The following is a 22,491-nucleotide window of genomic DNA, read 5'->3' as shown; positions in this document are numbered from 1 at the left end:
GGCCAGGGGTGGGGGAGGAGTCATGTATGCGTTTACTACTGCTGAATGGCAACGCCAATACCGCGATGACAGAGCAGATGGCCAAGCGTGCCCGTGAGCGGCTTGGCGCGAATGTCGAAGTGGTGGCCGAAACTGCGACCGACAGTGTTGCCTATATCGGTTCACGCCGCGAGTGTGCTTTGGCCGGAGCTGCCATAGTGACGCTGGTCGAGCGCCACCTCGCTGCGGAGGACAGGCCTTTCGATGCCATCCTGCTGGCCTGCTTTGGTGAGCCGGGCATCTCCGCGGTGCGTGAAATCAGTCCCGTGCCGGTCGTCGGGATGCTTGAGGCTTCGCTATTGACCGCTGTGCAGTTGGGGAGCCGCTTTTCGATTATCACCCCGGGGGTCCGCTGGCCTCGGATGATAGATGATGTGCTGCATGACCTAGGTTTGTCTCGCCGTTGCCTGGGGGTCGATGCGATTGTGATCGATGATCTGACGCTACCGCGCCAGCGGGACGAGGCGGCTCGACGGCTCTTCGCCACGCTCGGTTCCCAGGAGGAGCGACTCTCCCCGGACGTCATCATTATCGGTGGGGCGGCGTTCACCGGGCTGGCAGACAGCCATGGGTCTGTAGGGAGCGGCCAACTGCTGGACTGCTTTGATGCCGCGGTCATGCAGTGCCAGGCGCTGATGCAGCTGACATGGCGGATGTCTGCTTGAACACCCTTTTGCCCTTGCAACCGAGGTGGATACAGCTTAAGTTGTCATTGTATACACTAGGTGTTGTCATGACCTTGCCCCTCGGGGCCATCATGTGACACTTATTAACAGATAGAACAACAAGGAGAGGTGCGATGAGCGTTGCCAGCATCCATGACTACCCCCGCGATCTGGTCGGCTACGGCCGCACGCCTCCCCATGCCAACTGGCCCGGCCGGGCGAAGATCGCCGTGCAGTTCGTGCTCAACTACGAAGAGGGCGGCGAAAACTGCGTGCTGCACGGCGATGAAGGCTCCGAGCAGTTCCTGTCCGAGATCATCGGCGCGCCGGCCTTTCCCGCCCGCCACCTGAGCATGGAATCGATCTATGAGTACGGCTCCCGGGTAGGGGTGTGGCGCATCCTGCGCGAGTTCGAGCGGCGCGGCCTGCCGTTGACCGTGTTCGGCGTGGCCATGGCGCTTGAGCGCCATCCGGAAGTGGCCCACGCCTTCAAGGAACTGGGCCACGAGATCGCCTGCCACGGCTACCGCTGGATCCACTACCAGGAGGTGCCGGAGCACGTCGAGCGCGAACACCTGCAGCGGGCCATGGAGATCTTCCAGCGCCTCTACGGCGAGAAGCCGCTGGGCTGGTACACCGGCCGCGACAGCCCCAACACCCGCCGGCTGGTGCTCGACGAGGGCGGCTTTCTTTACGACAGTGACTACTATGGCGACGACCTGCCGTTCTGGACCCGCGAGGCCGACAGTCAGGGGGTCGAGCACGACCACCTCATCGTGCCCTATACCCTGGACAGCAACGACATGCGCTTCGCCGCGCCCCAGGGCTTCAATACCGCCGACCACTTCTTCAGCTACCTGCGCGACGCCTTCGACGTCCTCTATGCGGAGGGTGAGGAGTCACCCAAGATGCTCTCGGTGGGCATGCACTGCCGGCTGCTGGGGCGTCCAGGCCGGTTCCGCGCCCTGCAGCGCTTCCTCGACCATATCGAGGCCCACGACCGGGTGTGGGTCACCCGCCGCGTGGATATCGCTCGCCACTGGGCCGAGCACCACCCCGCCCCGGCGCGCAGAGGCACATAGCTCGCCTATCCCGGCGAAGTCTTTTGAGCTGCCGCTGCCCGAAGCGAGAGGCGCCGGGGACAGGTCGAAGAGGGGGTCCTATGCCAGGGATGGCATCGGTAGCGCCCAGGGAGGGGTTCACAGCGCCCCCTCGTAGACCTGTCGCCGGAACTGCCTCGAGCGATGTCTGCCATGGGCACGGCTTTCGGCCGCACACTAATTCAGGATACCCCATGAAATCACGCACCTACTACGCTCCCCACGGCGGTCATCCGCCCCAGACCCAGCTGCTCTCCGACAGGGCGGTGTTCACCGAGGCCTATGCGGTGATTCCCAAGGGGGTCTTCGGCGATATCGTTACCAGCAACCTGCCATTCTGGGAGGAGACCCGGCTGTGGGTGCTGGCGCGCCCGCTGTCGGGCTTCGCCGAGACCTTCTGCCAGTACATCATGGAGGTCGCGCCCGGTGGCGGCAGCGAGAAGCCCGAGCTCGACCCCGCCGCCGAAGGGGTACTGTTCGTGGTCGAGGGCGAGATGACCCTGACCCTCGCCAGCGAGCGTCATCACATGACCCCGGGCGGCTATGCCTTCCTGCCGCCGGGCAGCCACTGGCAGCTGCGCAACGAGTCGGATGCCCCGGTGCGCTTTCACTGGGTGCGCAAGGCGTACGAGTTCGTCGAGGGCATCGAGGTGCCGGAGGCCTTCGTCACCAACGAGAACGAGATCGCCCCGACGCCGATGCCCGACACCGACGAGCGCTGGGCGACCACGCGCTTCGTCGACCCCGCCGATGTGCGCCACGATATGCACGTCAATATCGTCACCTTCCAGCCCGGTGCGGTGATCCCCTTCGATGAGACCCACGTCATGGAGCACGGCCTCTACGTGCTGGAGGGCAAGGCGGTCTACCACCTCAACCAGGACTGGGTGGAGGTCGAGGCCGGCGACTTCATGTGGCTGCGCGCCTTCTGCCCGCAGGCCTGCTATGCCGGCGGCCCGGGGCCGTTCCGCTACCTGCTCTATAAGGACGTCAATCGCCACCCGGCGCTGCGGTTGGGTGGCCGCTAGGAGATCGTCATGCTGGAACTGAAAGCCGAGCCGCTGACGCCGGAGGCCTTCGCCCCCTTCGGCGACGTCATCGATACACGAATCGCCGACTCCTTTCCGATCAACGCCGGACGCACCCGGCGCTACCACGACCTGGCCAGGGTGGAGACCCTGGGTGAGGAGGCGAGGGCGCTGATCAGCATCTTCGTCAGCCAGCCGGTGGAGGTGCCGCTGGAGCTCGACTTCCTGGAGCGCCATCCCCAGGGCAGCCAGGCCTTTATGCCGCTGCATGAGGAGCGCTTCCTGGTGGTCGTCGCGCCGCCGGGGGACGAGATTGATCCGGCCGCGGTGCGCGCCTTCGTCACCGACGGCCGCCAGGGCGTCAACTACCGCGCCGGCACCTGGCATGCCATCCAGTCGGTGCTGGAGCGGGAAGGGGAATTCCTGGTGGTGGACCGGGGCGGGGCCGGCAACAACTGCGACGAGCATCCGCTGGCCATCCGGGTGACTCTGGAGTGAGTCGCGGGGCGGCCTTCGCCCCCTTTTTTCCAGGCCCAAGTCGCTGTTAGCGCTTGGGCTTTTTTGTCGACAAGGATTTTTGTGAAAATGTTTTCCAGAAATCTTGACGGCGCTTCGCTGGCGGCCTAGTCTCTGTATACAGAAATATTTTCCAAAAATATTAGCAGGCCCCTCACCGGAGGAATCAACATGGCTCGTATGACCGCAGCTGAAGCCGCCATCCACGTGCTCAAGAAAGAAGGCATTGACGTTGCCTTCGGCGTGCCCGGCGCCGCCATCAACCCCTTCTATGCCGCCATGCGCAAGGTCGGCGGCGTCGACCACGTGCTGGCGCGCCATGTCGAGGGCGCCTCGCACATGGCCGAGGGCTACACCCGCACCCATGCTGGCAACATCGGCGTGTGCATCGGCACCTCCGGGCCTGCCGGTACCGACATGATCACCGGGCTCTACTCGGCCAGCGCCGACTCCATCCCGATCCTGTGCATCACCGGCCAGGCGCCGCGTGCCAAGCTGCACAAGGAGGACTTCCAGGCGGTCAACATCCAGGAGATTGCCGGGCCGGTCACCAAGTGGGCGATCACCGTGCTGGAGCCGGCCCAGGTGCCACGCGCTTTTCAGCAGGCCTTCCAACTGATGCGCAGCTCGCGTCCGGGGCCGGTGCTGATCGACCTGCCCATCGACGTGCAGATGAGCGAGATCGAGTTCGACCCGGACACCTACGAGCCGCTGCCGGCCTACAAGCCCAGCGCCTCACGGGCCCAGATCGAAAAGGCCATCGCCATGCTCGAGGAGGCCGACAAGCCGCTTCTCGTCGCTGGTGGGGGGGTGATCAACGCCGATGCGAGCGAGCTGCTCACCGAGTTCGCCGAGCTCACCGGGGTGCCGGTTATTCCCACCCTGATGGGCTGGGGCTCGATCCCCGACGATCATCCGCTGATGGCGGGCATGGTGGGGCTGCAGACCGCCCACCGCTACGGCAACGCCACCCTGCTGGCCTCGGACTTCGTGATGGGCATCGGCAACCGCTGGGCCAATCGCCACACCGGCAATCTCGAGTCCTACACCGAGGGGCGCAAGTTCGTTCACGTGGACATCGAGCCGACCCAAATCGGGCGCATCTTCGGCCCCGACTACGGCATCGTCTCCGATGCCAAGGCCGCCCTGATGCTGTTCGTGGAAGTCGCCCGGGAGCTCAAGGCCGCCGGCAAGCTGAAGGACCGCTCCGCCTGGGCCGAGGAGTGCCAGGAGCGCAAGCGCACCCTGCTGCGCAAGACCCACTTCGACGACGTGCCGGTCAAGCCCCAGCGCGTCTACGAGGAGATGAACAAGGCATTCGGAAAGAACACCCGCTATATCAGCACCATCGGGCTGTCGCAGATCGCCGGTGCCCAGTTCCTGCACGTCTACAAGCCGCGCCACTGGATCAACTGCGGCCAGGCCGGCCCGCTGGGCTGGACCATTCCGGCGGCGCTCGGCGTGCGGCGTGCCGACCCGGAGGCGGAGATCGTCGCCCTCTCCGGCGACTACGATTTCCAGTTCATGATCGAGGAGCTGGCCGCCGGCGCCCAGTTCAAGCTGCCCTATATCCACGTGCTGGTGAACAACTCCTACCTGGGGCTGATTCGCCAGGCCCAGCGCGGCTTCGACATGGACTACTGCGTGCAGCTCTCCTTCGAGAACGTCAACTGCCCGGAGATCAACGACTACGGCGTCGATCATATCTCCGTGGTGGAGGGACTGGGCTGCAAGGCGCTGCGTGTCACCCGGCCCGAGGACATCGCGCCGGCCTTCGCCGAGGCCCGCGAGCTGATGGCCCAGTACCGCGTGCCGGTGGTGGTTGAGATCATCCTCGAGCGGGTGACCAACATCGCCATGGGCACCGACCTGGGCGGCGTCAACGAGTTCGAGGCCCTGGCGGAAAACGCCGAGGATGCCCCGACCTCCATCGCCGCTCTTGTGTAAACCAGCACTAAGCCAAGGGGCGCTGGGGACAGGCCGTAGAGGAGGTCCGATTCCAGGGAAGGAATCGGTAGCGTACAGGGATGTATTTACAGCGCCTCCTCGCAGGCCTGTCGCCAGACAAGCCCCGTTACAACAGAAGCGACCCAGAGGAGTTCCACATGCCAAAGTTTGCCGCCAACCTCAGCATGCTGTTTACCGAGGTGGATTTCCTCGACCGCTTCGAGGCCGCCGCCAAGGCCGGCTTCCGGGGCGTCGAGTACCTCTTCCCGTATGACGTCGAGGCCCCCGAGATCAAGCGGCGCCTGGACGACAACGGCCTGACCCAGGTGCTGTTCAACCTGCCGGCGGGCGACTGGGGCGCCGGCGAGCGCGGGATCGCCTGTCACCCGGATCGCGTGGAAGAGTTCCGCGCCGGCGTCGACCGCGCCATCGAGTACGCCAAGGTGCTGGGCAACACCCAGGTCAACTGCCTGGCCGGCATTCAGCCGGAAGGCGTCAGCGACGACCAGGCCCGCCAGACCCTGGTGGAGAACCTGCGCTTCGCCGCCGACAAGCTCGAGGCCGCTGGCATCCGGCTGATCGCCGAGCCCATCAACACCCGCGATATCCCCGGCTTCTTCCTCAACCGCACCGAGCAGGCGCTCGCGATCTTCGACGAAGTCGGAAGCCGTAACCTCGCGCTGCAGTACGACATCTATCACATGCAGATCATGGAAGGGGATCTGGCCCCGACCATCGAGAAGCACCTGGCGCGGATCGCCCACGTGCAGCTGGCCGACAACCCGGGCCGCCACGAGCCGGGCACCGGCGAGATCAACTACCCGTTCCTCTTCGCCCATCTGGATCGTCTCGGCTACGACGGCTGGATCGGCTGCGAGTACAAGCCCAAGACTACCACCGTGGAAGGCCTGGGCTGGCTGGATAGCGTCCGCTGACTGGGCATCTTGCCCCGACAGCGATGAGCTGTCCCGGCGGCACGTCTAGGCGAGGGCGCTTTGAACCCATCCCTGGGTGCTACATTTGCCATCCATGGCAAATGACCCTCGCTACGAGGTGCCCCCGGCGCTCATCTCTACAGCATGCTCGGCAAGATAGAGACCACCAAGACAAGCTGGAAGGAGAATCATCATGAGCAAGATCGGTTTTATTGGCCTGGGTATCATGGGCCGCCCCATGGCAGGACACCTGCTGGACGCCGGCCATACGCTGTCCACCGTCAAGCGCGGCACCCTGGACGAGTCCCTGGCCAGCAAGGGCATGCAGGAACTCGACAATCCCAAGGCGGTGGCCGAGGCCTCCGAGATCATCATCACCATGGTGCCGGACACCCCGGACGTGGAAGAGGTGCTGTTCGGTGAGGGCGGCGTGATCGAGGGCCTGAAGCCGGGCACCCTGGTGATCGACATGAGCTCCATCGCCCCCATCGCCACCCAGGGCTTCGCCAAGCGCATCGTGGAAGCCGGCGGTGAATACGTCGACGCCCCGGTCTCCGGCGGCGAAGGCGGCGCCATCAATGCCGCCCTGACCATCATGGTGGGTGCCACCGAGGAAGGCTTCACCCGTGCCAAGCCGGTGCTGGACGTGATGGGCAAGACCATCACCCATATCGGCGGCCACGGTGCCGGCCAGACCTGCAAGGTCGCCAACCAGATCGTCGTGGCCCTGACCATCGAGGCGGTGGCCGAAGGCCTGCTGTTCGCCTCCAAGGCCGGCGCCGATGTCGCCAAGGTGCGCGAATCGCTGCTCGGCGGCTTGGCCCAGTCGAAGATCCTCGACGTTCACGGCGAGCGCATGATCCAGCGCACCTTCGATCCCGGCTTCAAGATCAAGCTGCACCAGAAGGACCTCAACCTGGCCCTGGAAGGGGCGCGCAACCTCGACCTGGCGCTGCCGGGCACCGCCAACGCCCAGCAGCTGTTCCAGGCCTGTGCCGCCCAGGGCGGGGCCGACTGGGACCACGCCGGCATCCTGCGGGCGCTCGAGTCGCTGGCCGATCACGAGGTCGGCAGCCGCTGAACCGATAATCCCCCCTTCCCTCAATGGCAGGCGTCGGGTCGTCGTCTGCCATGGCCACTGCATGTGGCCCTTTACCCGGCGGCGGGTATCCCCTGACGGAACCCCGCCCGTCGCCGGGCTTTTTTCTTCCTTATCCCGGCTGCTACCGTCGGTGGCGGATTGGCCCGCTGCGAGGAGTTCCCCATGAATGCCCAGACCTCTGTTCCTCCCTTTGACCCCGCGGTGGACGCCGGCGCCTGGCTCCGGCAGCTGGCCGACACCGCCGTCGCGGCGGTGCACCCCGATAGCCTGGTGGCCGACCAGCTGCCCGCGCCGCCCCCCGGACGCACCGTGGTGGTGGGCGCCGGCAAGGCGGCCGCGGCCATGGCGGCGGCCCTGGAGCGGGCCTGGCAGCAGCACTGCCCCCAGGCGCCGCTGTCGGGCCTGGTGGTGACCCGTTACGGTCACGGTCCTCAAGGTCAGAGCGCGTCCTGCGAGCGTATCGAGGTGCTGGAGGCCTCCCACCCGATGCCCGACGACCTCGGCGAGCAGGCCGCCCGGCGCATGCTCGAGGCGGTCGAGGGGCTGACCGAGGACGACCGGGTGATCGCCCTGATCTCCGGCGGCGGCTCGGCGCTGATGACGCTGCCGGCCGAGGGCATCACCCTGGCCGACAAGCAGGCCCTGAACCGCGAGCTGCTGCGCTGCGGTGCGCCGATCAGCCAGATCAATACCGTGCGGCGCCACCTCTCGGCGATCAAGGGGGGCCGGCTCGCCGCGGCGGCGCATCCCGCCCAGGTGGTGACCTGGCTGATCTCCGATGTCCCGGGCGACGAGGCGTCGCTGATCGCCTCCGGCCCTACCCTGCCGGATGCCACCACGCCGGCCGACGCCCTGGCCGTGCTGGCCCACTTCGGGATCGACATTCCTGACGGCGTGCGGCGCCATCTCGGCGAGGCGCCCCGGGCGCCGGCCCCGGAGGACCCCGAGTTCGCTCGCGACCGCAGCGTGATGCTGGCCCGGGCCAGCGATGCCCTGCAGGCCGCCCGCCAGGCCGCCGAGGCGGCGGGGATCGAGGTGCGGCTGCTCGGCGACGACCTGGAGGGCGAGGCCCGCGAGCTGGGGCGTGCCCAGGCGCGCCTGGCGCTGGCCGCGCGGGAGGCGATCACCGCCCCGCTGCTGATCCTGTCCGGCGGCGAGACCAGCGTGACCGTCAAGGGTGATGGGCGCGGCGGGCGCAACGTCGAGTACCTGCTGGGGCTCTTCGAGGCCCTCGAGGGTGCGGAAGGCATCCATGCCCTGGCCATCGACACCGACGGCATCGACGGCTCCGAGGACAATGCCGGGGCGCTGTTCTCCCCGGGTGATTGGCACCGCGCCGGCGAGCAAGGGCTTGACCCCCTCGAACACTTGTCACGCAATGACGCCTACACTTTCTTCCAGGGCCTGGAGCGCTTGATCGTCACCGGGCCGACCCGCACCAACGTCAACGACTTTCGTGCCATTCTGGTCTTGCCGAGGACATCATGACCCTTCCCCCCATGCTCCCATCCATGCCCCCATTCGCCGTACCAAGATCGTCGCCACCCTGGGACCCGCCAGCGACCGCGACGGCGTCCTCGAGGCGATGATCGCCGCCGGCGTCGACGTGGTGCGCCTCAACTTCTCCCACGGCGCCCCCGACGACCACCGCCAGCGCCTGGCCCGGGTCCGCGAGATCGCCGACCGCCTGGGCAAGAGCGTGGCCGCCCTGGGCGACCTGCAGGGGCCCAAGATCCGCATCGCCCGCTTCCGCGACGGCGCCGTTACCCTCCAGGAGGGCGCCCCCTTCATCCTCGACATGGCGCTGCCCAGCGACGAGGGCGATGCCTCCCGGGTGGGCTGCGACTACCAGGCGCTGATCGACGACGTGGCCCCCGGCGACCGGCTGCTGCTCGACGACGGCCGCCTGGTGCTCCAGGTCGAGCGCATCGCCGGCCGCGAGGTCCACACCACCGTCACGGTGGGCGGCAAGCTCTCCAACAACAAGGGCATCAACAAGCAGGGCGGCGGCCTCTCGGCCCCGGCACTCACCGACAAGGACCGCGAGGACCTGGCGACCGCCGTGGAGATCGGCGTGGACTACCTGGCGGTGTCGTTTCCGCGCTCTGCCGCCGACATGGCCGAAGCCCGGGCGCTGCTCGGCGAGGCCGGGAAGGAGATCGGCCTGGTGGCCAAGCTGGAGCGCGCCGAGGCGGTGGCCGACGACGCCACCCTGGACGCCATCATCGAGGCCAGCGAGGCGGTGATGGTGGCCCGCGGCGATCTCGGCGTGGAGATCGGCGACGAGAAGCTGATCGGCACCCAGAAGCGCATCATCAAGCGCGCCCGCGCCCTCAACCGGGCGGTGATCACCGCCACCCAGATGATGGAGTCGATGATCGAATCCCCCCTGCCCACCCGGGCCGAGGTGTTCGACGTGGCCAACGCCGTGCTCGACGCCACCGACGCGGTGATGCTCTCCGCCGAGACCGCCGCCGGCGACTTCCCGGTGGAGACCATCGAGGCGATGAACCGGGTCTGCCTGGGCGCCGAGCGGGAGCGGGTCGCCCAGGCCTCGGGCCACCGCATCCACGAGGGCTTCTCCCAGGTGGACGAGACCATTGCGCTCTCCGCCATGTACGCCGCCAACCACCTCCAGGGCGTGGCGGCCATCGCCTGCATGACCGCCACCGGCTACACGCCGCTGATCGCCTCGCGGATTCGCTCGGGGCTGCCCATCGTCGGCCTGGCCCACAGTCCCATCGCCCAGCGGCGCATGGCGCTCTATCGCGGGGTGGTCTCGCTGCCCTTCGACACCAGCGAGATGGCCCCCACCGAGCTCAACGCCCGGGCCCTGGCGCTGCTGGTCGAGCAGGGCGTGGCCGAGCCGGGGGATCGTGTCATCCTGACCCGCGGCGATCACATGAACGCCCACGGCGGCACCAATACCCTGAAGATCCTTCAGGTGTAAGCGCGACGCGGCCTGCACATTCCTGGCCCGAGCGATTATTGTATACAATAGTGACTCAGGCTGTGGCCATTGGGCAGAAAACATGCGATGGTAGCGTGGGACACAGGCCGCTAGCGAAGGGGGCAGCATGAGCCATGCCTGGCAGGACGATGTGCAGGCCGCCGTCAGGGCGGGAGGGCGCATCAACGACCGATTCATCGTCGACAAGGTGCGCAAGGCGGTATTGATGCAGCGATTGCCGCCGGGAACGCGGCTGCCCGAGGTGGCGCTTGGCGAGATCTTCGGCGTCAGCCGCTCGGTGGTGCGCAAGGCACTGACCCGGCTCGCCGCCGACCACGTGGTCACCCAACAGCCCAACCAGGTGGCCCGGGTGCGCGCGCCGAGCATCGACGAGACCCGGGAGACCTTCGACGCCCGCCGGCTGGTGGAGGGCGAGGTGGTCGCCCTGCTGGCCGGTCGCCTCGATGCCGATCAGCTGGCGGATATCGAAACGCTGGTGGAGCGCGAGGCCGCCGCCTACGCCGCGGGCGACGAGCCGGCGCGCATCGAGCACTCCCTGGCGCTGCACCACCGGCTCGCCGAGCTGTCGCCCAACCGAGTGCTGGGCGCCATGCTCACCGACCTGATCCTGCGGACCTCCATCGTCATCGCCCTCTACAAACGCTCTGGGCTCACCAGCTGCTACCTGGCGCCGGACCATCCGGCACTGCTTACCCACCTGCGCAGCGGCGACGGCGAAGCGGCCCGGCACTGCATCCAGGATCATCTCCAGGCGCTGGAGAACCTGCTCGACCTCAGCGTGCGCGATGCCAGCATCGACCTGATGGCGATCCTGGGCCAGCGGGAGAGCGTGACCTCCTGAGAGGGCGTTTACAGAAGGGCCGCAGGGCGCCCATGCCGGGAGGTACCTCCCATGGCCGGCTTTACCCGCCCGGAGCCCTGGATGACAATGCCGAACGTTATCCTTCTGGTCGATAGGTAGTCCTTCGATGAATTCACTCTCACGCTGGGTGCTGGCCGCCTGCCTGGCACTGGGCCTTAGCCCTGCCTTGGCGTCACCCCCTACTGTGGCCGCCGCCTCCGACCTGCAGTTCGCCCTTGCTGAGGCCGCCGAGCGCTTCGAGGCCGAGACCGGCAGGTCGCTACGCCTAAACTTCGGCTCTTCCGGCAATTTCCGCCGCCAGATTGCCCAGGGCGCCCCCTTCGAGCTTTATCTCTCCGCCGACGAGGCCTATGTGCGGGCCCTGCACGACGAGGGCCACACCGAGGACGAGGGCGTGGTCTACGCGATCGGTCGGCTGGCCTGGCTCCAGCGCGCCGGCCGCGACGATCTGCCCGGCGACGACGCCCCCCTGACCGCCGTGCGCGAGGCGCTGGCCACTCATGCCGCCGGCGAGGGCCGGCCGCGCCTGGCCCTGGCCAACCCCGAGCACGCCCCCTACGGCGTAGCTGCCAAACAGGCGCTCGAGCATGCCGGTCTGTGGGAGGCGACGGCGCCGCTGCGCGTTCTCGGCGAGAACGTCTCCCAGGCGGCCCAGTTTGCGCTCTCCGACGACGCCCGGGGCGGCCTGGTGGCCTGGTCCCTGGCGCTGGCTCCACAGCTGGCCCAACGCAGCGACTTCGTGCTGATTCCCGAGGCGTGGCACGCGCCCCTGGTGCAGCGCATGGTGCTGGTCAAGGGGGCCGGCGAGACCGCCCACGCCTTCTACGCCTGGCTGCAGCAGGAGGAGGCTCGCCAGATTCTCGCGCGCTACGGCTTTCGCCTGCCCGATGAGACCGAGCCGGCCGAGGCGCGATGATGGACTGGACGGCGCTGTCGGTATCGCTTCAGCTGGCCGCCTTGACCTGCCTGTTCCTGCTGCCGGTGGGGCTGTGGCTGGGCCGCAGCCTGGCTCGGGCACGCTTTCGCGGCAAGGCGCTGTGCGAGGCTCTGGTGGCGCTGCCGCTGGTGATGCCGCCCACCGTGCTGGGCTTCTACCTGATGATGAGCTTCGGCCGGGAGGCGCCCTTCGGCGCCTTCTGGTACCGCCTGACCGGGGAGGGCCTGAACTTCACCTTCACCGGCATCCTGCTCGCCTCCCTGGTGGCCAATCTGCCCTTCGCCGTCCAGCCCATCCAGCGCGCCTTCGAGGCGTTGCCGGCCAACCTCCGCGAGGCGGCCTGGTGTAGCGGGCTCTCGCCCTGGCAGACCTTCCTGCGTATCGAGCTGCCGCTGGTGTGGCCGGGGGTGATCTCGGCGCTGGCCCTGACCTTCGCCCATACCCTGGGGGAGTTCGGGGTGATCCTGATGGTGGGGGGTGCCATCGACGGCGAGACCCGCACCCTGGCCATCGCCATCTATGACCGGGTGCAGGCCTTCGATGAGGCCGGCGCCGGCATCATGTCGGCGATGCTGCTGCTGGTCTCCTTCCTGACCATCGGCGTGGTTTACGGCCTGGCGGGCCGACGGCGGTGGCGACGTGTCTGAGTCGCGTCGTCCCGTCACGCGAGCGACCGGGGGGGCGCCGCCCGCCGAGGTCGCCGCCGCCGGCAGCGGGGCGCTGACTGTCTCCCTCCACCAGTCCGGGCCCATCCCCCTGGCCGCCGACTTCCACTGTGCGGCCGGCGAGCTGCTGGCGCTGGTGGGGCCCTCCGGTAGCGGCAAGACCACGCTGCTGCGCGCCATCGCCGGTCTCTACCGGCCGGCCGGGGGGCGCATCGCCTGCGGCGACGCCACCTGGCTGGACCCCGACCGGGGCGTTGCCCTGGGCCCCCAGCGGCGCCGGGTCGGTATCGTCTTTCAGGACTACGCGCTCTTTCCCCATCTGACCGCCCGCGACAACGTCAAGGTGGCGCTGGGCCATCTCGATGCCGCCGCCCGGGACGCCTGCGCCGAGCGCTGGCTTCACCGGGTGCGCCTGGAAGGGCTCAGCCGGCGCTATCCGTCCGAGCTCTCCGGCGGCCAGCGTCAGCGGGTGGCGCTGGCCCGGGCCCTGGCCCGGGAGCCCCGGGTGCTGCTGCTCGACGAGCCCTTCTCCGCGGTGGACCAGGTGACCCGGCGGCGCCTGCAGCGCGAGCTGGCGCTGCTGCGCGAGGAGATTGCGATTCCCATCGTGCTGGTGACCCACGACCTGGACGAAGCGGTGGCGCTGGCCGACCGGCTCTGCGTCCTGCACGGCGGGCGCAGCCTGCAGAGCGGCTCGCCCGAGACGCTGTTTCGCCACCCGGCCAGCGCCGAGGTGGCGCGGCTGCTGGACCGCCATAACGTCTTCGAGGGCGAAGTGGTGGAGGAGAACGGCGAGCGCCGGCTGCAGTGGGGGCCCTGGCGGCTGGAAGTGGCCGAGGGGCTGGAGGCCCTGTCGCCGGGGCAGCGGGTCGCCTGGTACCTGCCCGACTCCGACGTGGTGCTGCATCGCCGCGACCGACCCTCCCGCGGCGAGCGGGAGAACCCGGTGACCGGACGGGTGACCGAGATGGTGGTGCTCGGCGGCATGACCTCGATCACCCTGGCCTTCGACCACGGTCGCGAGTCCCTGCGCTTCGATATCGCCACCCATGCGGCACGGCGCAACGGCCTGGCCCGCGGCGCCACTGCCCAGGTCTCGCTGCTGGCCGGTGGCATTCACCTGATGCCGGAGGCACCCCTTCCATGAAAGCGAATTGGCGGCGCTGCCTGCCGCGCTCGGCGCTGCAGCGGCTGGGGACGATCCTGCTGGCGGCCTGGATGGCGCTGTGGCTCAGCGGACACTGGCCGCCTGTGGACGCCTCGCCGCGGCCGGTGAGCTTCGAGACGGCGCCCCTGACCATTGCCGCCGGCTCACAGGTGCATCATCTCGAGGTGGAGCTGGCGCGCAGCCTCGCCCAGCGTCAGTTCGGACTGATGGATCGCGATCATCTGGACGAGCGGGCGGGCATGCTGTTTCTCTACGACCGCCCCCAGTCCCCCCGCAGCGGCTTCTGGATGTATCGCACCCGTATCCCGCTGGATATCGCCTTCATCGATGCCCGCGGGCGCATCGCGGCCATCGAGACCATGCAGCCCTGCCGGTCGGACAGCCCCGCCGACTGTCCGGCTACCCTGGCCGGCGTCACCTACGTGGCCGCACTGGAGGTCAATGCCGGCTTCTTCGCCGAGCACGGCATCGGGCTTGGCGACTGCGTCGTGTGGCCGGGGCGCCCACCCGGCTGCGGGGCCGTCGATTAAGGCGGGTCCGACAGCCCGGCGCGGGCTTCCATTCAACGCCCGACTTCGGGGATGATCGCAGCGTGGCATCATGCATTACACCTAAAAACGATGAACGCGGCCGGCCCTCGCGCCGGCCCCCTGCTGCAAAGGACACGTCATGACAGCTGCTAGTCGACTGACCCGTGTTGCCGCGGCCCTGGCCGGTGCCGCGGTGCTCACCGCCTCGCTCTCGGCCCAGGCCCGCGAGCTCTCCGTTTCCACCGTGCTCTCCGACGCCTTCCCCTGGGGGCAGGCCGCCGAAAAATGGGCGGAACTGGTCGAGGAGCGCACCGATGGGGAGCTGACCCTGCGGGTCTATCCCAACTCTCAACTGGTGGCCGGAGACCAGACCCGCGAGTTTTCCGCCATGCGCTCCGGTCTGATCGACATGGCCATCGGCTCGACCATCAACTGGTCGCCCCAGGTGCCGGAGCTCAATCTCTTCTCGCTGCCGTTCTTCATGCCCGACGAGGCGGCGGTGGACGCCGTGACCGGCGGCGAGGCCGGCGAGATGATCTTCGACGCCATCGAGTCCCGCGGCGTGATTCCGCTGGCCTGGGGGGAGAACGGCTTTCGTCAGCTCTCCAACTCTCGGGGCCCGATCAGCGAGCCCGCCGACCTGGACGGCCTGAAGGTCCGCGTGGTGGGCTCGCCGCTGTTCCAGGACACCTTCAACGCCCTGGGCGCCGATCCCACCCAGATGAGCTGGACCGATGCCCAGCCGGCCCTGACCACCGGCGCTGTGGACGGCCAGGAGAACCCGCTGTCGGTCTTCGACGTGGCGCGCATCGATCAGGTGGGGCAGGAGTATCTGACCCTGTGGAACTACATGAACGATCCGCTGATCTTCGCCGTCAACCAGCGGGTCTGGGACTCGCTCTCCGAGGAGCACCGCGAGATCCTGCGCGAGACCGCCCTCGAGGCCGGTCAGTGGGAGATCGCCATGACCCGCGAGGAGGAGAGCGAGCGGCTGGCCGATATCCAGGCGCGGGGCGTGGAAGTCACCGAGCTCACCGAAGCGCAGCACAGCGCCTTCGTCAGCGCCACCGCCAGCGTCCATGAGAAGTGGGTTCCGCGCATCGGTCAGGAGCTCGTCGACACCGCTCGCGAGGCCATCGAAGCGCGCTGATCACTCCCTGGTACCCGCCGGCCCCACCCGGGGCCGGCCCGCTGCGCATGAGGCGCTCATGAAACCCTCACCCGATGCCCGGCCGGAGCGCTGGCTGGGGGCCCTGGCGCTGGCGATCATTTCGCTGATCAGCCTGGGCAACGTCATCACTCGCTATGTCACCGGCGGCTCGCTGGCCTTCACCGAGGAGTTCTCCGTGTTTCTGCTGGTGGTGTTGACCTTCGCCGGTGCCTCGGTGGCCGCGCGACGCAACGGCCATATCCGCATCGGCCTGCTGGAGCGGGCCCTGCCGTCCGCGCCCAGGAAGGCGCTGATCCTGTTCCAGTGGCTGTGTGGCGCCACCGTGCTCGGTCTGATCACCTGGTTCGGCGCCAAGCTGACCTGGGAAGAGTACCAGTGGGAGTCGCTGTCGCCGGGGCTGGGGCTGCCGCAGTGGTGGTACCTGATCTGGCTGCCGCTGCTTGCCGCGGCGATGCTGGTGCGGCTGACCCAGCAGACCCGCGACCGCCTGGCCGGGAGGCTCGACGATGAGCCCTGATCTGTGGATGATCCTGGCCTTCGCCGGCCTGCTGATCGCCGGCGTGCCGGTAGCCTTCTCGCTGGCCATGGCCGGGGCGGTGGGCATCGTGGCGGGGCTCACGCCGGAGATGCTGGCCACGCTGGGCACCAACACCTACAACAGTATCGCCAAGTACCCGCTGATCGCGATTCCGCTGTTCATCATGACCGGTCTGATTTTCGAGCGCGCCGGGGTCGCGCTGCGTCTGGTGCGCTTCGCCCAGGCGCTGATCGGGCCGCGCCACGGCGGTCTGGCGCTGGTGGCGGTGCTGGTCTGCATGATCATGGGCGGGATGAGCGGCTCCGGCCCGGCGGACGCCGCGGCGGTGGCCATGGTGATGCTGCCGAGCATGACCAAGGCGGGCTATCCCCGGCCCTTTTCGGCCACGCTGATCGCCGCCTCCGCGTCCACCGCCATCCTGATCCCGCCTTCGGTGGCGCTGATTCTCTACTCCATCGTGGTCCCCGGGGTCGACCTGCGCGCGCTCTTCGCCGCCGGGCTCTTTCCCGGCATCCTGGCCGGCCTGGCGCTGCTGGTGCCGGCGCTGCTGGTGTCGAAGCGCTACGGCTGGGAAGGCGGCACGCCGGTGGCGGAGGCGGAACGGCTCAAGGTAGGCGAGACCTTCAAGCAGGCGCTGCCGGCGCTGTTCGCCCCGGTGCTGATTCTCGGCGGGCTGCGCTCGGGGCTCTTCACGCCCACCGAGGCGGCCGTGGTGGCGGTGGCCTACGGCGCCCTGGTGGGGCTCTTCCTGACCCGCGAGATCGGCCTCAAGGACCTCTGGGGGCTGTTTGGTGAGGCGGCAGTGATCTCCGGGGTGGTGATGCTGATCATCGCCCTGGCCGGCATCTTCGCCTGGGCCGGCACCATGCTCGGCACCTTCCGCCACCTGGCCGAGTGGATCATCGGGCTCTCCGACAGCGGGGTGCTGCTGTTGATCCTGATCATGCTGGCGGTGCTGCTGGCGGGCATGCTGCTGGACGCCATCTCCATCTACCTGATCATGATGCCGATCCTGATTCCGGTGATGCAGCATTTCGGCTGGAATCCGGTATGGTTCGGTATCCTGCTGGCGATGAACATCGCCATCGGCCAGTTCACGCCACCGGTGGCGGTCAACCTGATGGTCACCACCGAGATTGCCAAGATCCGGCTGGAGCAGACCGTCGGCTGGGCGCTGCTGTTCGTGGCCGCCATGGCCGGTGCCCTGGCGCTGGTGGCGATCTTCCCCGAGATTGCGCTGTGGCTGCCCAGGACCCTGGGCTACAACGTCTAGCCTGTCGATCACTCGCTCGCCTCCCAGGCATATTGCCCCCATCCCGGCCTGGCGGTTGATGCCGCCAGGCCGGTACTCCTTCGGCCCGCTGCCGGCGGGTATCCCCACGGCGGACAAGCGATGAAGGGGCGGCTGCTATGTCGCCGCCTCCTGTAGCCTCTGTCGCGCCATGGATACCATCCGGCCGCGGGGGCTGGGCGTGATGTGGCAGCATGAATGAATACGTATTCAGCTTGTAATACTAAAGTATATGCCCTTAAAAAACATTAGGTTACTATGAATCTTGACTAAATGCATTTCGATGGTTTGCATACGTATGCTCTCGTGATCTACAACTGTGTCGTAACCCCGGCCGAGGTCGGCAGGGGACGAGGCCACCGGCCTGCTAGACGACAAAGACAATCGAGAGGAGTGCACCATGAGCCGCACCAACCGTTCCCTCTTCACCAAGACCACCCTGGCATCCGCGCTCTCGCTTGCCATGGTGACCGGCGCCCAGGCGGGCACCGAACGTACCATCGACGTCAGTCTGCCCCTGGGGCCCGACTCCCAGCAGGGCATCGGCATCCTCAAGTTTGGCGAGGAGCTGGAACGACTTTCCGAAGGGCGTCTGAGCATCGAGCCGCACTATGACAATGCGCTGGGGGCCGAGCGCGAGGTGGTCGAGGGCATGGGCTTCGGCATCGTTGATGCGGGCATCTCCTCGACCGGGCCCATGGGCGGTTTCGTTGACGAGTTCCTGCTCTTCGACCTGCCCTACATCTTCGAGAATCATGCCCACGCCTATGCCTTCCTCGACAGCGAGCACGGCGAGCACCTGGCGCAGCTGGCCGAAGAGCAGATGAACGTCAAGATCCTGGCGTGGATGGAGAACGGCTTTCGCCACAACACCAATTCGGTGCGTCCGCTCCATCATCCCGAAGACCTGGACGGCATCAATCATCGTACCCAGGAGAGCCGGGTCCAGGTCGATACCTGGGAGGCGCTGGGGGCCAATGCCACGCCGATGGCCTGGACCGAGGTCTTCACGGCGCTGCAGCAGGGGGTCATGGACAGCCAGGAGAATCCCTTGGCGACGATCTATGACGTCAATTTCTATGAGGTGCAGGACTATCTCAACATCACCCAGCACGTCTATTCGCCGGCGCCGCTGATGATGGGCCTGGATCTGTTCAACTCCTTCAGCGAGGCGGATCAGGCGATCATCCTCGAGGCGGCCCAGATTGCCCTGCCGGTGCAGCGCGAGGCCAGCCAGGAGCTGGAGCAGCGCTACCTGGTACAGCTCGAGGAGCTGGGCATGACGGTCACCCATCCCGACCTCGAACCCTTCAGCGAGGCGGTACGCCCGGTGATCGAGGAGTGGGCCCCCACCGTCGGCGAGGAGCTCGTCGAGGCTGCCATTAACTTCGACTACTGAGTCAGGCCTCCCCGAAGGTGGCGTCCGCCGCCTTCGGGGGCTGCTCGTATCTGCGACGAGAGGCAGTCATGAAAAAATTGCTGCTGCTAACCCATGACGGCATCGGGCTGTTCAACCGGATAATCGGCTGGTCACTCGCCGCTCTGCTGCTGGTCATGACCGTACTGATTTTCTGGCAGGTCTTCGCCCGCTTCGTGGTGGGGAGTCCGCTCTATTTCTCGGATGAAATTGCCCGGTTCGCCATGATCTGGCTGACCTTTATCGGGGCAGGCTATGCCTACCGAAAGGGACTGCTGATTTCGGTGGATATCGTGCTCGAGTTTGCCGGGCCCAGGATCTCCCGTCTGTTGCGTATTCTGATCATTCTCGCCTCGGCGCTCTTCGCCTTCATCCTGGTCAAGTATGGCTTCGAGCTGGTGGGACGTGTCGCCAACCAGACGGCTCCGAGCACCCGGATCTCGATGATGTGGCCCTATATGGCCGTGCCCATGGGGGGGCTCGTCATCCTGGTCAACTCCGTGGCGTTGCTGATCGATGAAATCCTCGGCATCGAGAAGAAGGAGTCCTGATCATGGCGCTGCTGCTGTTCCTATTGCTGATCGCCCTCTTCATCATCGGGGTGCCCATCGCCTTCTCGCTGGGGCTGGCCTCTGCCATCACCGTCTGGCAGGGCGACCTGATGCCCATGCTGATCGTGGCGCAACAGTTCATTGCCTCGGTCAATTCGTTTCCGCTGATGGCGATCCCGTTCTTCATTCTGGCCGGCTATATCATGCAGAGCGGGGGGATATCGCGTCGCCTGGTCGATTTTTCCAATACCCTGGTGGGCAGCATGACCGGCGGCCTGGCCATGGTCGCCATCGTGACCTCGCTGTTCTTCGCTGCCATCTCAGGCTCCGGGGCGGCGACCACGGCGGCCATCGGCTCCATTCTGATTCCGGCGATGATCGCCAAGGGCTACTCGGCCACCTATGCGTCGGTCAACCAGGCGGCATCCGGGGCGCTGGGCGTGATCATTCCGCCGAGCATTCCGCTGATTCTCTACGCTATCGCCGCCAATGTCTCGGTGGGCGACATGTTCGTGGCGGGCGTACTGCCGGGGGTAATGATTACCCTTAGCCTGCTCCTCTTCGCCTACTGCTATGCGCGCTACTACGGTCATGGCGGCGGGGAGAAAAGCTCCCTATCCGAGGTCTTTGCGGCGGGGAAGAAGGCGATCCTGGCGATCTTCATGCCGGTGATCATTCTGGGTGGTATCTATGGCGGTATCTTTACCCCCACCGAGGCGGCGGTAATCGCAGTGGCCTACTCCTTCCTCGTCGGTTTCGTCATCTACCGGGAGATCAAGCTCAAGGACATCGTCGGTATCCTTCAGGAGGCGGCGGTCACCACCGCCGTGGTGCTGAGCATCATCGGGGCCGCAGGGCTTTACGGCCGAATCCTGCAGCGGCTGCGCGTGCCCTCGACGATCTCCGATTTCGTGGTCGGCACCATCGATAGCCCGCTGCTGTTCATCATCTTGGCCAACGTTCTGCTGCTGATGGCGGGGATGTTCATCGAGGCCGCCGCCGCCATCCTGATCTTCGTGCCGATCCTGCTGCCCATTGCCGTGAGTTTCGGCTTCGATCCGGTGCACTTCGGAATCATCATGGTCGTCAATCTGGCCATGGGCATGTTCACACCACCGGTCGGGCTCAATCTGTTCGTCGCGTCGCAGATTTCCAAGGTGGGCGTGGCCAGGCTCTCCTACGCGGTCCTGCCGTTCGTGGCCATCGTGCTGGTCAATATCCTGATCATCAGCGTGGTTCCTTTCCTCTCCACCTGGCTGCCGTCATTGCGCTAGACGCGAGTATCGGACATCCACTGCAAGGAGTTTCACTATGCGAGTCATTGAAAGCCTGGTGCCGCGCCGCGGCCTCAAGGTCCTGGTCACCGCGGGTACCAACGGCATCGGCCTGGCCATCGCCACGGCCTTCCATGAGGCGGGAGCGCAGGTGCATGTCTGCGACATCGATGCCGAGGCGGCGGACAGCCTGCCCCAGGGCGTGGGCTTCACTCGCGCCGATATCGGCGACGAGGCTCAGGTGGCCAGGCTCTTCTCGGAGGCCGCCGGGCTTGGCGGTCTCGATGTGGTGGTCAACAACGCCGGCGTCGCCGGTCCCACGGCGAGTATCGACGAGATCGACTCCGAGGCCTGGCGCCAGACCATCGACATCAACCTCAACGGCCAGTACTACGTCGCCAAGCATGCGGCCGCGGCCCTGCGCGAGAGCGAGGGGCTGCTGATCAACATGGCCTCGGTGGCCGGTCGGCTGGGGTTTGCCTTTCGCACGCCCTATGCCGCCAGCAAGTGGGGTGTGGTCGGCCTGACCAAGAGCCTGGCCTGTGAGCTGGGACCCTCCGGGGTGAGGGTCAATGCGATTCTGCCCGGCATCGTCCGCGGGCCGCGGATCGAGAAGGTCATCGAGGAGCGCGCGGCCAAGCGCGGCATCAGCTACGCCGCCATGGAGCAGGAGAACCTGGCCAAGATCTCCATGCGCAAGATGGTGGAGCCTACCGATATCGCGGCCATGGCGCTGTTCCTGGCGGCCCCGGGTGGCGCCAACATCTCCGGCCAGGCGCTCAGTGTGTGCGCCAACGTGGAGTCCCTGTGATGCATCCGAGCGACGACATGACCGCCATGCAAGTCCCGGTCGGGGTGATGGGGGCCGGCTTGATCGGCCGCGCCTGGGCCATCGTCTTCGCCAGGGCGGGCGTATCCGTCCGGCTCCATGATGTCGATGAGCAGGCCCTGGAGGCGGCCCGAGAGGCCTTGGAGCACTCGCTGCAAGACCTGGCAGCCCATGGGCTGATCGACGCGCCCCAGGACGTGTTGGCAAGAATTCGCTTCGAGCCCGACCTGGCCCGGGCCATGGCCGACGTCGGCTATGTGCAGGAGTGCGGTCCCGAGAATCTCGCGGCCAAGCGGCAGATCTATGCGCAGCTGGAGGCGGCGGTCGCACCGACCACCATCCTGGCGAGCTCCACCTCCGGCATTGCTGCCTCACGCTTTACCGATCATCTGCAGCACCCGGAGCGCTGCCTGGTCGCCCACCCCGTCAATCCTCCCTACCTGATTCCCCTGGTCGAAGTCGTGCCCACCCCGGCCACCGCCGAGGCCGTGGTGGAACGCACCCTGAGGCTCATGGAGGTGGTGGATCAGGCGCCGATCCTGGTACGCCGGGAGGTGCAGGGCTTCGTTCTCAATCGGCTTCAGGGGGCGCTGCTCAACGAGGCGCTACGGCTGTTTCGCGATGGCTATGTCTCGGCCGCCGATCTCGACAAGACCGTCAAGCACGGGCTGGGGCTGCGCTGGTCCTTCATGGGCCCCTTCGAAACCATCGATCTCAACGCCCCCCAGGGGGTGGTGGACTACGGGGAACGCTACGGCCCCCTCTATCGGGACGTCGATGACCAGCGCGGCGACGACGATCCCTGGGACCCCGAAACGCTCGGCGCGCTCGATGCCGAGCGGCGCCGGGCACTTCCCGGCGAGAAGCTCGCCGAACGCCAGGCCTGGCGCGACCGGCGCCTGATGGCGCTGATCGCCCATCGGCGGGCCACCCGTAACGCCTGAACGACTCCCTA

22 protein-coding genes are annotated in these 22,491 nt (G+C 67.1%); all 22 read left to right on the top strand.

Features of this window, described 5'->3' with window-relative positions:
- The first annotated feature begins 26 nt into the window (after nt 1–26).
- Nucleotides 27–704 (top strand): aspartate/glutamate racemase family protein, encoded by a 678-nt coding sequence (locus ACZIYR_RS15130; protein ID WP_483527274.1) that lies wholly within the window; start codon nt 27–29, stop codon nt 702–704.
- Nucleotides 705–838: 134 nt separating this feature from the next.
- Complete coding sequence (gene puuE, locus ACZIYR_RS15125) at nt 839–1,786, top strand: allantoinase PuuE (protein ID WP_473034599.1); 948 nt, start codon at nt 839–841, stop codon at nt 1,784–1,786.
- Between the two features lie 212 nt (nt 1,787–1,998).
- Nucleotides 1,999–2,832 carry a bifunctional allantoicase/(S)-ureidoglycine aminohydrolase gene (locus ACZIYR_RS15120; RefSeq protein WP_483527273.1) on the top strand — a complete coding sequence of 278 codons (834 nt, stop codon included), beginning with the start codon at nt 1,999–2,001 and terminating at the stop codon, nt 2,830–2,832.
- 9 nt (nt 2,833–2,841) lie between these two features.
- The gene (locus ACZIYR_RS15115; protein ID WP_483527272.1) at nt 2,842–3,330 is read left to right on the top strand and encodes an ureidoglycolate lyase; all 489 of its coding nucleotides are present in this window, start codon (nt 2,842–2,844) and stop codon (nt 3,328–3,330) included.
- A 189-nt stretch (nt 3,331–3,519) separates the two neighbouring features.
- A complete protein-coding gene (gene gcl / locus ACZIYR_RS15110; protein WP_483527271.1) occupies nt 3,520–5,295 on the top strand; it encodes a glyoxylate carboligase in 1,776 nt (591 codons plus the stop codon).
- 158 nt (nt 5,296–5,453) lie between these two features.
- Nucleotides 5,454–6,230, top strand: a complete 777-nt coding sequence (gene hyi, locus ACZIYR_RS15105; RefSeq protein ID WP_483527270.1) for a hydroxypyruvate isomerase — start codon at nt 5,454–5,456, stop codon at nt 6,228–6,230.
- Nucleotides 6,231–6,423: 193 nt separating this feature from the next.
- Nucleotides 6,424–7,311, top strand: a complete 888-nt coding sequence (locus ACZIYR_RS15100; RefSeq protein ID WP_483527269.1) for a 2-hydroxy-3-oxopropionate reductase — start codon at nt 6,424–6,426, stop codon at nt 7,309–7,311.
- Nucleotides 7,312–7,494: 183 nt separating this feature from the next.
- A complete protein-coding gene (locus ACZIYR_RS15095; RefSeq protein ID WP_483527268.1) occupies nt 7,495–8,820 on the top strand; it encodes a glycerate kinase type-2 family protein in 1,326 nt (441 codons plus the stop codon).
- Nucleotides 8,789–10,282 (top strand): pyruvate kinase, encoded by a 1,494-nt coding sequence (gene pyk / locus ACZIYR_RS15090; RefSeq protein ID WP_483527267.1) that lies wholly within the window; start codon nt 8,789–8,791, stop codon nt 10,280–10,282. The genes ACZIYR_RS15095 and pyk overlap by 32 nt, the downstream gene beginning before the upstream one ends.
- 127 nt (nt 10,283–10,409) lie before the next feature.
- A complete protein-coding gene (locus tag ACZIYR_RS15085) occupies nt 10,410–11,144 on the top strand; it encodes a GntR family transcriptional regulator (protein WP_473034593.1) in 735 nt (244 codons plus the stop codon).
- A 127-nt stretch (nt 11,145–11,271) separates the two neighbouring features.
- Nucleotides 11,272–12,081, top strand: a complete 810-nt coding sequence (modA, locus tag ACZIYR_RS15080; RefSeq protein WP_483527266.1) for a molybdate ABC transporter substrate-binding protein — start codon at nt 11,272–11,274, stop codon at nt 12,079–12,081.
- Nucleotides 12,078–12,749 (top strand): molybdate ABC transporter permease subunit, encoded by a 672-nt coding sequence (modB, locus tag ACZIYR_RS15075; protein WP_483527265.1) that lies wholly within the window; start codon nt 12,078–12,080, stop codon nt 12,747–12,749. Before modA ends, modB begins: the two co-directional genes overlap by 4 nt.
- Complete coding sequence (locus ACZIYR_RS15070) at nt 12,742–13,914, top strand: ABC transporter ATP-binding protein (protein WP_483527264.1); 1,173 nt, start codon at nt 12,742–12,744, stop codon at nt 13,912–13,914. The genes modB and ACZIYR_RS15070 overlap by 8 nt, the downstream gene beginning before the upstream one ends.
- Nucleotides 13,911–14,465: a DUF192 domain-containing protein gene (locus tag ACZIYR_RS15065; protein ID WP_483527263.1), complete on the top strand. Its 555-nt coding sequence runs from the start codon at nt 13,911–13,913 to the stop codon at nt 14,463–14,465. Before ACZIYR_RS15070 ends, ACZIYR_RS15065 begins: the two co-directional genes overlap by 4 nt.
- A 139-nt stretch (nt 14,466–14,604) precedes the next feature.
- The gene (locus ACZIYR_RS15060; RefSeq protein ID WP_483527262.1) at nt 14,605–15,615 is read left to right on the top strand and encodes a DctP family TRAP transporter solute-binding subunit; all 1,011 of its coding nucleotides are present in this window, start codon (nt 14,605–14,607) and stop codon (nt 15,613–15,615) included.
- A 58-nt stretch (nt 15,616–15,673) separates the two neighbouring features.
- A complete protein-coding gene (locus ACZIYR_RS15055; protein WP_483527261.1) occupies nt 15,674–16,153 on the top strand; it encodes a TRAP transporter small permease in 480 nt (159 codons plus the stop codon).
- Nucleotides 16,143–17,447 carry a TRAP transporter large permease gene (locus ACZIYR_RS15050; protein ID WP_483527260.1) on the top strand — a complete coding sequence of 435 codons (1,305 nt, stop codon included), beginning with the start codon at nt 16,143–16,145 and terminating at the stop codon, nt 17,445–17,447. The genes ACZIYR_RS15055 and ACZIYR_RS15050 overlap by 11 nt, the downstream gene beginning before the upstream one ends.
- Before the next feature lie 418 nt (nt 17,448–17,865).
- On the top strand, nt 17,866–18,864 hold the full coding sequence (locus ACZIYR_RS15045) for a DctP family TRAP transporter solute-binding subunit (RefSeq protein WP_483527259.1): 999 nt from the start codon (nt 17,866–17,868) through the stop codon (nt 18,862–18,864).
- A gap of 68 nt (nt 18,865–18,932) precedes the next feature.
- Entirely contained in the window at nt 18,933–19,433 is a 501-nt protein-coding gene (locus tag ACZIYR_RS15040) for a TRAP transporter small permease (protein WP_483527258.1), read from the top strand.
- 2 nt (nt 19,434–19,435) lie between these two features.
- Nucleotides 19,436–20,707, top strand: coding sequence for a TRAP transporter large permease (locus ACZIYR_RS15035; RefSeq protein ID WP_483527257.1), 1,272 nt, complete (start codon nt 19,436–19,438; stop codon nt 20,705–20,707).
- A gap of 37 nt (nt 20,708–20,744) precedes the next feature.
- On the top strand, nt 20,745–21,518 hold the full coding sequence (locus ACZIYR_RS15030; protein ID WP_483527256.1) for an SDR family oxidoreductase: 774 nt from the start codon (nt 20,745–20,747) through the stop codon (nt 21,516–21,518).
- On the top strand, nt 21,518–22,480 hold the full coding sequence (locus ACZIYR_RS15025) for a 3-hydroxyacyl-CoA dehydrogenase (protein ID WP_473034573.1): 963 nt from the start codon (nt 21,518–21,520) through the stop codon (nt 22,478–22,480). The genes ACZIYR_RS15030 and ACZIYR_RS15025 overlap by 1 nt, the downstream gene beginning before the upstream one ends.
- Nucleotides 22,481–22,491 lie beyond the last annotated feature (11 nt).

This window comes from Billgrantia sp. NRB1, assembly GCF_056921725.1.
This window is presented reverse-complemented; position numbering and strand designations above follow the sequence as displayed.

What these genes read in the sequence shown, in the direction of transcription:
- ACZIYR_RS15045 (WP_483527259.1), top strand. Translation starts at nt 17,866, where the DNA reads ATGAGCCGCACCAACCGTTCCCTCTTCACCAAGACCACCCTGGCATCC.
- ACZIYR_RS15025 (WP_473034573.1), top strand. Translation starts at nt 21,518, where the DNA reads ATGCATCCGAGCGACGACATGACCGCCATGCAAGTCCCGGTCGGGGTG.
- hyi (WP_483527270.1), top strand. Translation starts at nt 5,454, where the DNA reads ATGCCAAAGTTTGCCGCCAACCTCAGCATGCTGTTTACCGAGGTGGAT.
- gcl (WP_483527271.1), top strand. Translation starts at nt 3,520, where the DNA reads ATGGCTCGTATGACCGCAGCTGAAGCCGCCATCCACGTGCTCAAGAAA.
- modA (WP_483527266.1), top strand. Translation starts at nt 11,272, where the DNA reads ATGAATTCACTCTCACGCTGGGTGCTGGCCGCCTGCCTGGCACTGGGC.
- modB (WP_483527265.1), top strand. Translation starts at nt 12,078, where the DNA reads ATGATGGACTGGACGGCGCTGTCGGTATCGCTTCAGCTGGCCGCCTTG.
- ACZIYR_RS15115 (WP_483527272.1), top strand. Translation starts at nt 2,842, where the DNA reads ATGCTGGAACTGAAAGCCGAGCCGCTGACGCCGGAGGCCTTCGCCCCC.
- ACZIYR_RS15060 (WP_483527262.1), top strand. Translation starts at nt 14,605, where the DNA reads ATGACAGCTGCTAGTCGACTGACCCGTGTTGCCGCGGCCCTGGCCGGT.
- ACZIYR_RS15130 (WP_483527274.1), top strand. Translation starts at nt 27, where the DNA reads ATGCGTTTACTACTGCTGAATGGCAACGCCAATACCGCGATGACAGAG.
- ACZIYR_RS15120 (WP_483527273.1), top strand. Translation starts at nt 1,999, where the DNA reads ATGAAATCACGCACCTACTACGCTCCCCACGGCGGTCATCCGCCCCAG.
- ACZIYR_RS15100 (WP_483527269.1), top strand. Translation starts at nt 6,424, where the DNA reads ATGAGCAAGATCGGTTTTATTGGCCTGGGTATCATGGGCCGCCCCATG.
- puuE (WP_473034599.1), top strand. Translation starts at nt 839, where the DNA reads ATGAGCGTTGCCAGCATCCATGACTACCCCCGCGATCTGGTCGGCTAC.
- ACZIYR_RS15035 (WP_483527257.1), top strand. Translation starts at nt 19,436, where the DNA reads ATGGCGCTGCTGCTGTTCCTATTGCTGATCGCCCTCTTCATCATCGGG.
- ACZIYR_RS15040 (WP_483527258.1), top strand. Translation starts at nt 18,933, where the DNA reads ATGAAAAAATTGCTGCTGCTAACCCATGACGGCATCGGGCTGTTCAAC.
- ACZIYR_RS15050 (WP_483527260.1), top strand. Translation starts at nt 16,143, where the DNA reads ATGAGCCCTGATCTGTGGATGATCCTGGCCTTCGCCGGCCTGCTGATC.
- ACZIYR_RS15065 (WP_483527263.1), top strand. Translation starts at nt 13,911, where the DNA reads ATGAAAGCGAATTGGCGGCGCTGCCTGCCGCGCTCGGCGCTGCAGCGG.
- ACZIYR_RS15055 (WP_483527261.1), top strand. Translation starts at nt 15,674, where the DNA reads ATGAAACCCTCACCCGATGCCCGGCCGGAGCGCTGGCTGGGGGCCCTG.
- ACZIYR_RS15030 (WP_483527256.1), top strand. Translation starts at nt 20,745, where the DNA reads ATGCGAGTCATTGAAAGCCTGGTGCCGCGCCGCGGCCTCAAGGTCCTG.
- ACZIYR_RS15095 (WP_483527268.1), top strand. Translation starts at nt 7,495, where the DNA reads ATGAATGCCCAGACCTCTGTTCCTCCCTTTGACCCCGCGGTGGACGCC.
- ACZIYR_RS15085 (WP_473034593.1), top strand. Translation starts at nt 10,410, where the DNA reads ATGAGCCATGCCTGGCAGGACGATGTGCAGGCCGCCGTCAGGGCGGGA.